We start from the raw sequence: 9,904 nt of genomic DNA, 5'->3' as shown, positions 1-9,904 counted from the left end.
TCGGCGTCGGTGCCCACCAACCGCGCGAGGCCGGGGACGAGCAGGCCCAGCACGGCGAGCGTCACCCCGGCGCCGCAGCACGGGTCCCACACGGTGAGCGGGACGTCGGCGGGCAGGTGGACGCGGGCGCGGCCGGCGAGCTCGACGGTCAGTCGTACCGGGAGGGTCGGGCGGCCCGGCGCCGACGCCAGCACCGCGTCGAGCGCCGCGTGGTTCGCGGCCGGGGCGTGGCGGTACTGCACCCGGGCAGTCCAGCAGCCCGCGGCCGCACCGGTTCCGGCGGGTGGCCGGTCAGCGGGTGCGGCGGTGCAGCCAGAACGCCACACCGCCGACCAGCAGCGCGACGACCACCAGCGCGCCGACGATCTGCGGGCCCGCGGTCCCGGCCAGGTAGCTGAGCGGGAGCCCGGCCAGCGCGATGATCAGCACCCAGGCGACCACCCGGCGGGTCGCGGGGCCCTCCGGGCCGGGTGTGTTCCGATCGTGCTCCATGTCCGGAACGTACCGGTCGGGCGCCGCGGCGGTGCCGCCCCGGGTCCGGTCCCGCGTCCGGCCCGGCCCGGTACCGGGGCTCAGCCGGTGTTCTTCATCCCGGCTGCGATCCCGTTGATCGTCAGCAGCAGGGCGCGCTCCAGGTCGGGATCCGGGTCGTCGCCCGCGGCCCGGCGCTGGGCGAGCAGCTCGACCTGCAGGTGGTGCAGCGGCTCGAGGTAGGTGTCGCGCACCGACAGCGTGCCCCGCAGCACCGGGTGCCGGGCGAGCAGCTGGTCCTCCCCGGTCACCGCGAGCAGCTCGCGGCGGGTCAGTTCGTGCTCGGCCCGGATCTGCGCGAACAGCCCCTGCTGCTCCGGCTCCACCAGGGTCGCGACGTAGTTCGACGCGATCCGCAGGTCGGTCTTCGCCAGCGTCATCTCGACGTTGCCGATCAGGTTCCGGAAGAACGCCCACTCCCGCATCTCGGCGAGCTCGTCGGCGTAGCCGGCCTCGCGGGCGGCCTTCAGACCCGAGCCCAGGCCGTACCAGCCGGGCACGACCATCCGGGTCTGCGTCCAGCCGAACACCCACGGGATCGCCCGCAGGTCGTCCAGCGTCGGCTCGCCCTGTCCCGGCCGCTTCGACGGCCGCGACCCCACGTTGAGCCGCCCCAGCTCCTCCACCGGCGTCGCCGCGGTGAAGAACAGCGGCAGGCCCGGGTCGTCGACGAGCGTCCGGTAGGTCGCGGTGGCCGCCTCGGAGACGCAGTCCATGACCTCGTCCCACCGCTTCAGGGTCTCGGCCGGCCAGCGCGACGCCTGGTGCAGCAGCGACGCGTCCAGCATCGACGCCAGCAGGATCTCCAGGTTGTCGTGCGCCAGGCTGGGCAGCGAGTACTTGTCGGAGATGACCTCGCCCTGCTCGGTGAGCTTCATCGTGGCGTCGACCGACCCGAACGGCGCCGACGCGATGGCCTCACCGGCCGGACCGCCACCGCGCCCGACCGACCCGCCGCGGCCGTGGAACAGCCGCAGCCGCACCCCGTGCTCGGCGGCCACGTCGCGCAGCTGGCGCTGCGCCCGGTGGATCTGCCACTGCGACGCGGTGATCCCTGCGCCCTTGTTGGAGTCGGAGTACCCCAGCATGATCTCCTGCAGGTCACCGCGGTTGCGGACCTGCTGCCGGTACCCCGGGTCCGACAACAGCCCCTCCAGCAGCTCCCCGGCCCGGGACAGCTCCTCCACGGTCTCGAACAGCGGCACGAGGTCGATCGAAGAACGCGGGTCGTCGCCGATCTCGACCATGTACGCCTCGCGGGCCAGCACGGCGACGGCGAGCAGGTCGTCGACGTCGCGGGCCATCGAGACGATGTAGGTCCGCACGACCTCGTCGCCGAACTCGTGCTGCAGCGCGTGCACCGTGTCGAACAGATCCAGCACCGGCGCGGCGGCCTCGGGCACGCCGTAGTGGCGGCGGAACAGCGGCCGCTTGCTGCGCAGCTCCGCCGAGAGCAGCTCCCGGCGCTCGTCGCGGGTCAGCTCGGCGTAGGGCTTCTCCAGCTCGCCGAGCCCGTCGAACACCGCGCCGAGCGCGTCGTGGTGCTTCTGCGAGTGCTCGCGCACGTCCATCTCGACCAGGTGCAGGCCCAGCGCGCGGGCCGAGCGGATCGCCCGGGCCAGGGTGCCGCCGGCGATCCGGGCGCCGTGGTGGCCGCGCAGCGACCGGTCGACGACCAGCAGGTCCTCCAGGTAGCCGGCCGACCCCAGGTAGTCGACGCCCGGCTCGTGCGCGGCGCCGGCCGCGATCCGCCGGCGGGTGTTCTCCAGCCGGGCCGCGACGTAGGACAGCTTGAGCCGGTACGGCTCGTGCGCGTTGAGCCGGATGTAGCGGTCGTGCACCGCGGGCAGTGCGCGGCGGTCCCGGGCCAGCGAGCCGCGCAGCTCCTCCGACACCCCCATCACCCGCGTCGACACCGACAGCTCGAAGACCAGCTTCTCCACCAGCGCGGTGTGGATCCGGATCGCCCGGTCGGCGTTCAGCTCCAGCACCTCGCGGGTCACCGCGGGGGTGACGTTGGGGTTGCCGTCGCGGTCGCCGCCGACCCACGACCCCAGTACGAGCGGACGCGCGTCGTCGGGGATCTCCAGCCCCGCCTCGGCGGCCTCCCGGGCGAACTCGCCCAGCAGGTCGGGGACGGTCCGCTCGCCGAGCCGGGCCGCGAACCAGGCGACGTTGCGGGCCTCGTCGATCACCATCGGCTTGCCGGGGCGGATGTCGTCGGTCTGCCAGAGCAGGTCGACCAGCGCGGCGAGCTCCTCGTCGGGCGCCCGGTCGTCGAGGGCGTCGACGATCCGGCGCAGGATGCCCAGCACCGACTGCCGGGTCGACTCGGTCGGGTGCGCGGTGAACACCGGGCGCAGCTCGGCCCGGGCCAGTACGTCGGCGACCTCGTCCGGGTCGGCCTCGGTGGCCAGGCGGCGCAGCACCGTCCGCAGCGGTCGCGCATCGACCGGTCGTAGTTCCCGCAGCTCACGGGACCGGTGCAGCTGCTCGGCGACGTTGGCCAGCTGGAAGTACTGGGAGAACGCCCGCGCCAGCAGTACCGCGGTGCCGGTGTCGATCCCGTCGAGCAGGGCCGCGACGACGTCCGGCCCGGCCTCGCCGCGCGCCGAGTCCCGGGCCGCCCGGCGCACCTGCTCGACCAGCTCCAGGACCTCGGGACCGGACTCGTCGGACAGCGTCCGCCCGAGCATCGTCGACAACCGCCGGATGTCGGCGCGCAGCGCCTTCTGCTCGCTCTCGCTGACGACGCCCGAGTGCGCGGTCAGCGAGTCGGGGGCGAGGGCGGTGGTCTCCGAGGGGCTCACGCAGGCTCTCCGGTTCTCCGCGCGGTGGCGCGGGTCGGGACGGGCCGCTCGCGTCGTCGGGAACGGGGTTCGGGCAGCGGCATCGTCCCCCGCCGGCGCGGGGCGGGGCCATCGCTGGCGCCGCCCGTAACCCCGGGGAAACCTGATCCGCACGAACTCGGACACATCCGCACGACATCGCACATCATCGCGGGCCACACTGGGCGCATGACCCGCTGGTTGCGTCGCACCCCCGGTGCCTCCCGTCCCCGCATCGAGTTCGGGGCCGACTACAACCCCGAGCAGTGGCCGCGCGCGGTGTGGGAGTCCGACGTCGCGCTCATGCGCGAGGCAGGCGTGACGGTCGCGACCGTGGGCGTCTTCTCCTGGGCGCTGCTCCAGCCCGCGCCGGACCGCTGGGACCTCGGGTGGCTCGACGACGTGCTGGACCTGCTGCACGCGGGCGGGATCGCCGTCGACCTCGCGACGGGCACGGCGTCACCCCCGCCGTGGCTGCATCACCGGCACCCGGAGATCCTCGCCGTCGACGCCGACGGCCGGACCCTGGCGCCGGGCGGGCGCCAGCACCACCGCCCGACCTCCCCGGTGTTCCGCCGCCACGCCCTCGCTCTGGTCGAGCGGCTCGCCCGCCGCTACGGCGACCACCCCGCGCTCGCCGCCTGGCACGTGTCCAACGAGCTGGGCTGCCACGACGTCCACGACCACTCCGACGACGCCCAGGTCGCGTTCCGGGCCTGGCTGCAGCGCCGCTACGGCGACCTCGACCGGCTCAACCACGCCTGGGGCACCGCGTTCTGGTCCCAGCACTACGGCGACTGGGACGAGATCGGCACCCCGCGCCGCACCGGCCCGGGCACCCACCCGAACCCGACCCAGCAGCTCGACTTCGCCCGCTTCTCCTCCGACGCCCTGCTCGACCACCTGCGCGCGGAGCGGGACCTGCTGCACGCGCTCACCCCGGACGTGCCCGTGACCACCAACTTCATGGTGATGGGCGAGACCAGCGGCATGGACTACGCGACCTGGGCGCCCGAGGTCGACGTCGTCGCCAACGACCACTACGTGTTCCCCGGCCCGGACGCCCGCGACGAGCTGTCGTTCTCGGCCAACCTCACCGGCAACCTCGCCTGCGGGCACCCGTGGTGGCTGATGGAGCACTCGACGTCGGCGGTGAACTGGCAGCCGGTCAACCGCGCCAAGCGCCCCGGGGAGCTCGCCCGCGACGCGCTCACCCACCTCGCGCACGGCGCCGACGCGCTCTGCTTCTTCCAGTGGCGCCAGTTCGCGGCGGGCGCGGAGAAGTTCCACTCGGCGATGGTGCCGCACGCCGGGCCGGATTCGGCGCTGTTCCGCGACGTCACCGCGCTCGGGGCAACCCTGCGCGACCTGGCCCCGGTCGCCGGGGCGCGACGGGTCCCCGCGCCGGCCGCGGTGCTGTGGGACTGGCCGTCGTGGTGGGCGGCCGAGCAGCCGTTCACCCCGACCACCGAGCTGCGCTACAAGGCCGAGGCACTCGGCTGGTACCGGGCGTTCCTCGACGCCGGGGTGCGGGCCGACGTCACGTCCGCCGACGCGGACCTGTCCGGCTACGGGCTGGTCGTCGCCCCGGTGCTGCACGTGGTCGGCCCGGACCGGGCGGCCGCGCTGACCGCCTACGTCGGGGCCGGTGGGCACCTGGTCGCCACCTACTTCTCCGGCACCGTCGACGACGACGCGCACGCCGTCCTCGGCGGCTACCCGGGCGCGCTGCGCGACCTGCTGGGCATCCGGGTCGAGGAGTTCGCGCCGCTCGACCCGGGCGCCGTCGTCGAGCTCGACGACGGCTCCACCGGTGACCTGTGGAGCGAGGCCGTGCAGGTGGTGGACCCGGCCGTCGAGGTGCTCGCCCGCTGGACCGGCGGCGGTACCGACCCGGCCGCGGGGGACCTCGCCGGGCTGCCCGCGGTGACCCGCCGCCCGGTCGGGGACGGGTCGGCGACCTACGTCCCGACCCGCCTCGCCGACCGCGCCCCGCTGCTGCGACGTCTGCTGGCCGCCGCCGGGATCGCCCCCGAGCTGCCCGGCGAGCTGGTGGGCCGGGTGGAGCTGGTCCGCCGCGACGGCTTCCGGTTCGTCGTCAACCGGACCGACGCCCCCGCCGACCTGGGGCCCCTCGGCGCGGCGGAGGTGCTCGCCGGCCCGGCAGGCACCCTGCCCCCGCGCGGGGTGACCGTCCTGCGGGACTGAGCTGCGGGATCGAGCCGCACGTCTCCGCCCCCGGGAGGGCGGAAACGTGCATCTCGGCAGCGGCGGCAGGATCGGGGTGCGGACGGCCGGACGCCCCGCCGCGCGGGAGGCGCGGCGGGGCGTCGGGGTCGTACCGGGTGACGTGGGGTCAGCTCGCGTCGAGGTCCTGCTCCAGCAGCTCGGCCAGGGCCGCGACGGCGGCCTCGCCCTGCTCGTCGTCGGAGGAGGTCAGCACGACCTCCTCGCCGGACTTCACTCCCAGGCCCATCACCGACAGGATCGAGGCGGCGTCGACCGGGCCACGCTCGCCGTCGGCGGTCCCGATCCTCACCTTGACCCCCTGCTCCTTGGCGGCGGTCACGAACAGGTTGGCGGGGCGGGCGTGCAGCCCGACCGACGAACCGACCTTCACACGGCGCTCGGCCATGGTGGGTGCTCCTTCTCTCGGGTGGGTCAGCCCGCGACCGGCGCGGCGGCCGGGGCGGTGGCGGTCTGCTCGGCGGCGGCCGGAGCCGGGGTGCGGCGGGCCGACTTCAGGCCGACGACCAGGGCGGCGGAGACCAGGGTGCCCGCGATGATCGCCAGCAGGTAGGCGAACGGGTTGCCGATCAGCGGGACCACGAAGATGCCGCCGTGCGGGGCCCGCAGGGTCGCGCCGAAGGCCATCGACAGCGAACCGGCGACCGCGGAGCCCGCCATCAGCGACGGGATGACCCGCAGCGGGTCGGCCGCGGCGAACGGGATCGCGCCCTCGGTGATGAAGGAGGCGCCCAGCAGCCAGGCGGCCCGGCCGTTCTCCTGCTCGACCTTGGTGAACAGGTTCTTGCGGACGGCGGTGGCCAGGGCCAGCGCCAGCGGCGGCGTCATGCCCGCGGCCATCACCGCGGCCATGATCATCAGCGCGGTCTCCGAACCGGTGGACAGCCCGGCGACGGCGAAGGCGTAGGCGGCCTTGTTGACCGGGCCGCCCATGTCGAAGGCCATCATCAGGCCGAGCAGCGCGCCGAGCAGGATCGCGTTGGTGCCGGACAGGCCGTTGAGCCAGTTGGTCAGGCCGGTCGTGGCCGCCGCGAGCGGCGTGCCGACGACCAGGAACATGATCGCGCCGACGACCGCGGTGCCGATCAGCGGCAGCACCAGCACCGGCATGATCCCGGCCAGGGCGCGGGGCGGCTGCCACAGCTTGAGGCCGTAGACGACCGCACCGGCGAGCAGACCGGCGACCAGGCCGCCGAGGAACCCCGCCTGGGTCTGGACGGCGATCATGCCGCCGACGAAGCCGGGCACCAGGGCCGGGCGGTCGGCGATGGCGTAGGCGATGAAGCCGGCCAGGACCGGGACCAGGAAGCCGAACGCCAGGCCACCGACCTGGAAGAACAGCGCGGCCCAGGACTGCAGTGCACCCGGGTCGAACGCGACCGAGGCGACGCCGTCGTCACCGAAGGAGACGACGTCGGGCGCCTCGGTGATCTGGTAGCCGCCGAGCGCGAAGCCCAGCGCGATCAGCAGACCGCCGGCGGCGACGAACGGGATGACGTAGGAGACGCCGGTCATCAGCCAGCCGCGCAGGCGCGACCCGAAGCCGGAGCCGAAGTTCTTGGTGTCCATCTCCGCGCCGTCGCGCTGGGCCGGGGCCGCCGCGGCGGCCGTGCCCTTCGGCTGGGCGGTGGCCTTGGCGACGGCCTGCTCGATCAGGCCCGGCGCGCCGCCGATGGCCTTCTTGACCGGCGAGGTCACCGTGGGCAGGTGCGCGAAGCGCTCCTTGTCCCGGACCTCGACGTCGGCGGCGAGGATGATGGCCTCGGCCTCGTCGAGCTGGGCCTGGGTGAACGGCGTCGAGCCGGCCGAGCCCTGGGTCTCGACCACGATCTCGTGGCCCGACTCCTCGGCGGCGACCTCGAGGGCCTCGGCGGCCATGTAGGTGTGCGCGATGCCCGTGGGGCACGCGGTGACGGCGAGGAGCTTCATGCTCCCACCTCCTGCTGGATGAAGGTCGCGACGGCGGCCGGGTCGGTGGCGTTGCGGAGCTCGTTCTTGAACGAGGCACGGACCAGGCGACGGGCCAGCGCGGCGAGCACCGTCATGTGGTCGGTGTTCCCGCCCTCGGGGGCGGCGATCATGAAGATGAGGTCGGCGGGGCCGTCCTCGGCGCCGAAGTCGACACCCGACGGCGCCCGGCCGAAGGCCAGGGTCGGCTCGGTGACGGCCGCGGAGCGGCAGTGCGGGATGCCGATGCCGCCCTCCAGGCCGGTCGGCATCTGGGCCTCGCGGGCCTCGATGTCGGCGAGGAACCGGTCGAGATCGGTGACCCGGCCGGCCTTCACCAGGCGCTCGGCGAGCGCGGTGACGGCGGTCTTCCGGTCGGCCGACGGCACGTCGAGGTCGACCAGATCAGCGGTGATCAGGGCAGTCATGCGGCATCTCCGGTGAGGGCGAGGGTGACGTCCGGCGTGGGGGCCAGTTCGACGTCGTCGATTCGGATGTCGGCCGGACCCGGCGTGGCGGAACCGGGCAGTCGGCAGGCGGCGGCGCCGTAGGCCACGGCCTGCCGCAGGGCGTCGGGTCCCTCCCCACCCGCGGCCAGGAACCCGGCCAGGGTGGAGTCACCGGCGCCCACCGTGCTGAGCACGGTGATCGGAGGGGTCCGGGCGTGGTACTCGCCGGACCGGTCGACCAGCAGGGCACCACCGGCACCCAGGCTGACCAGGACCGCGCCGATCCCGCGGGCACGCAGCTCGCGGGCGGCCAGCAGCACGTCGCCGAGGCTGCCCAGGGGGCGCCCGACGAGCTCGGCCAGCTCGGCGTGGTTGGGCTTCACGAGGTCGGGGGCCGCCGCGACGGCGTGGTGCAGCGGCGCGTCCGAGGTGTCGATCGCGACCTTCAGGCCGGGACGGCGGCAGCGCCGGGTCAGCTCGGCGTGGAAGTCGTCGCCGACCCCCGGGGGGAGTGACCCGCAGCTGACCAGCCAGGTGGCGCCGGCGCCGAGGGCGCAGGCGCGCTGGAACAGCGCCTCGACCTCGTCGGCGGACAGTCGCGGGCCCGGCTCGTTGATCTTGGTGGTGACGCCGTCCGGCTCGACCAGGGTGATGTTGACCCGGGTGGCCTCGGCGACGGGGACGGCGACGGTCGTGACGTCGGTCGGCTCCAGCAGCGCCGCGAGGCGCTCACCGGGGGTGGCGCCCGACGGCATCAGAGCCACCGCCCGGTGCCCGGCCGAGGCCAGCGCACGGGCGACGTTGACGCCCTTGCCGCCGGGGTCGACCCGGACGGACCCGGCGCGGTGCACCTCGCCGCGCACCAGGTGCGGCAGCGCGATCGTCCGGTCCAGGCTCGGGTTCGGGGTGACCGTCACGAACATGGGCGGGGTCGGGAGCGTGCGGGGGGTCATGCGCGTACCACCTTCGGGCCGGCGGCCTCCAACTCGGCGGCGTCCGCCGCGTCGAGGCCGGTGTCGGTGATCAGCGTGTCGACCTCGGCCAGCGTGCCGAAGCGGACGAACTGGTCGGAGCCGAACTTGCTGGCGTCGGCGAGGACGACGGTGCGGCGGGCGGCGCGCAGCATCGCCCGCTTGGTCGCGCCCTCGCCGGTGTCCGGTGTGGTGAGGCCGCGCGCCACGGAGAAGCCGTTGGTCCCGATGAAGGCGACGTCGATCGTGAGACCGGCCAGCACCTCGGTGCCCCAGTCGTCGACGGTGGCCAGCGTCGTCCCGCGGACCCGGCCGCCGAGCAGCCGCAGGTCCACGTTCGGGCGCCCGGCCAGCGAGGACGCGATCGGCAGCGAGTTGGTGACGACGGTGACGTCGCGCTCGCGGGGCAGGGTGCTCGCGAGCCGGGAGGTCGTGGTCCCGGCGTCGAGCAGGACGGTCGCGGCGGTGCCCAGCTCGGCGAGGGCGGCCTTGGCGATCCGCTCCTTCTCCGCGCCGAACTGGCTGTCGCGCTGGCCGACCCCGGGCTCGAAGTTCAGCAGGTCCGACGGGATCGCCCCGCCGTGCACCCGCCGGACGAGGGCCTGGCGCTCCAGGGCCCCGAGGTCCCGGCGGATGGTCTCGGGGGTGACATCGAGCTCCTCGGCGACAGCGGCTACGTCGACCCGGCCCCGGTCCCGGGTCCGGTCGAGCAGCCACTGCTGACGCTCCGCTGCGTACATCTTTGTTCGCTCCCGCTTCGATGCTTGCTTGTGTCTGAGTATGTGGGTTTTACTGTGTTTGTCAACGGGTCACGTCGAGGTAACCCCGGGAGCCACTCATGCCGAGCACGACCGCCCTCATCGGAATCCCCGCCAGCCCCGGCCGCGCCGGCGGCCGCGTCGTCCGCGTCGCCGAGCCGCCGGGCGAGCCG

8 protein-coding genes and 1 pseudogene are annotated in these 9,904 nt (G+C 74.5%); 1 reads left to right on the top strand and 8 read right to left on the bottom strand.

What is annotated here, in order from left to right; translation table 11 throughout:
- The 3 genes and pseudogenes from GTW08_RS04280 to ppc all read right to left on the bottom strand — a co-directional run.
- Positions 1-242, bottom strand: a pseudogene (locus GTW08_RS04280) (hypothetical protein); the annotation flags it as partial.
- Between the two features lie 49 nt (positions 243-291).
- Complete coding sequence (locus GTW08_RS04275) at positions 292-492, bottom strand: hypothetical protein (protein ID WP_062398523.1); 201 nt, start codon at positions 490-492, stop codon at positions 292-294.
- Positions 493-572: 80 nt separating this feature from the next.
- Entirely contained in the window at positions 573-3,341 is a 2,769-nt protein-coding gene (gene ppc / locus GTW08_RS04270; protein WP_083658824.1) for a phosphoenolpyruvate carboxylase, read from the bottom strand.
- Positions 3,342-3,548: 207 nt separating this feature from the next.
- Between ppc and GTW08_RS04265 the strand changes: the two genes are divergently transcribed.
- On the top strand, positions 3,549-5,567 hold the full coding sequence (locus tag GTW08_RS04265; RefSeq protein WP_073576802.1) for a beta-galactosidase: 2,019 nt from the start codon (positions 3,549-3,551) through the stop codon (positions 5,565-5,567).
- Between the two features lie 148 nt (positions 5,568-5,715).
- Here GTW08_RS04265 and GTW08_RS04260 read toward each other — a convergent pair whose 3' ends face one another.
- Genes GTW08_RS04260 through GTW08_RS04240 form a run of 5 tightly spaced genes read right to left on the bottom strand, consistent with a single transcriptional unit; the run spans position 5,716 to position 9,713 of the window.
- Positions 5,716-5,994: an HPr family phosphocarrier protein gene (locus tag GTW08_RS04260; RefSeq protein ID WP_062398519.1), complete on the bottom strand. Its 279-nt coding sequence runs from the start codon at positions 5,992-5,994 to the stop codon at positions 5,716-5,718.
- A gap of 26 nt (positions 5,995-6,020) precedes the next feature.
- Complete coding sequence (locus GTW08_RS04255; protein WP_073576801.1) at positions 6,021-7,535, bottom strand: PTS fructose transporter subunit IIC; 1,515 nt, start codon at positions 7,533-7,535, stop codon at positions 6,021-6,023.
- Positions 7,532-7,981, bottom strand: a complete 450-nt coding sequence (locus tag GTW08_RS04250; RefSeq protein ID WP_062398515.1) for a PTS sugar transporter subunit IIA — start codon at positions 7,979-7,981, stop codon at positions 7,532-7,534. Before GTW08_RS04250 ends, GTW08_RS04255 begins: the two co-directional genes overlap by 4 nt.
- The gene (gene pfkB / locus GTW08_RS04245) at positions 7,978-8,925 is read right to left on the bottom strand and encodes a 1-phosphofructokinase (protein ID WP_073576934.1); all 948 of its coding nucleotides are present in this window, start codon (positions 8,923-8,925) and stop codon (positions 7,978-7,980) included. Before pfkB ends, GTW08_RS04250 begins: the two co-directional genes overlap by 4 nt.
- A gap of 26 nt (positions 8,926-8,951) precedes the next feature.
- The gene (locus tag GTW08_RS04240) at positions 8,952-9,713 is read right to left on the bottom strand and encodes a DeoR/GlpR family DNA-binding transcription regulator (protein WP_073576800.1); all 762 of its coding nucleotides are present in this window, start codon (positions 9,711-9,713) and stop codon (positions 8,952-8,954) included.
- Positions 9,714-9,904 lie beyond the last annotated feature (191 nt).

The sequence above is a fragment of the Pseudonocardia sp. SID8383 genome, assembly GCF_009864975.1.
GTDB classification, from domain to species: domain Bacteria; phylum Actinomycetota; class Actinomycetes; order Mycobacteriales; family Pseudonocardiaceae; genus Pseudonocardia; species Pseudonocardia alni.
This window is presented reverse-complemented; position numbering and strand designations above follow the sequence as displayed.

Coding starts and splice junctions, on each gene's coding strand:
- GTW08_RS04275 (WP_062398523.1), bottom strand. CDS start 492: ATGGAGCACGATCGGAACACACCCGGCCCGGAGGGCCCCGCGACCCGC.
- GTW08_RS04265 (WP_073576802.1), top strand. CDS start 3,549: ATGACCCGCTGGTTGCGTCGCACCCCCGGTGCCTCCCGTCCCCGCATC.
- GTW08_RS04260 (WP_062398519.1), bottom strand. CDS start 5,994: ATGGCCGAGCGCCGTGTGAAGGTCGGTTCGTCGGTCGGGCTGCACGCC.
- GTW08_RS04255 (WP_073576801.1), bottom strand. CDS start 7,535: ATGAAGCTCCTCGCCGTCACCGCGTGCCCCACGGGCATCGCGCACACC.
- GTW08_RS04250 (WP_062398515.1), bottom strand. CDS start 7,981: ATGACTGCCCTGATCACCGCTGATCTGGTCGACCTCGACGTGCCGTCG.
- pfkB (WP_073576934.1), bottom strand. CDS start 8,925: ATGTTCGTGACGGTCACCCCGAACCCGAGCCTGGACCGGACGATCGCG.
- GTW08_RS04240 (WP_073576800.1), bottom strand. CDS start 9,713: ATGTACGCAGCGGAGCGTCAGCAGTGGCTGCTCGACCGGACCCGGGAC.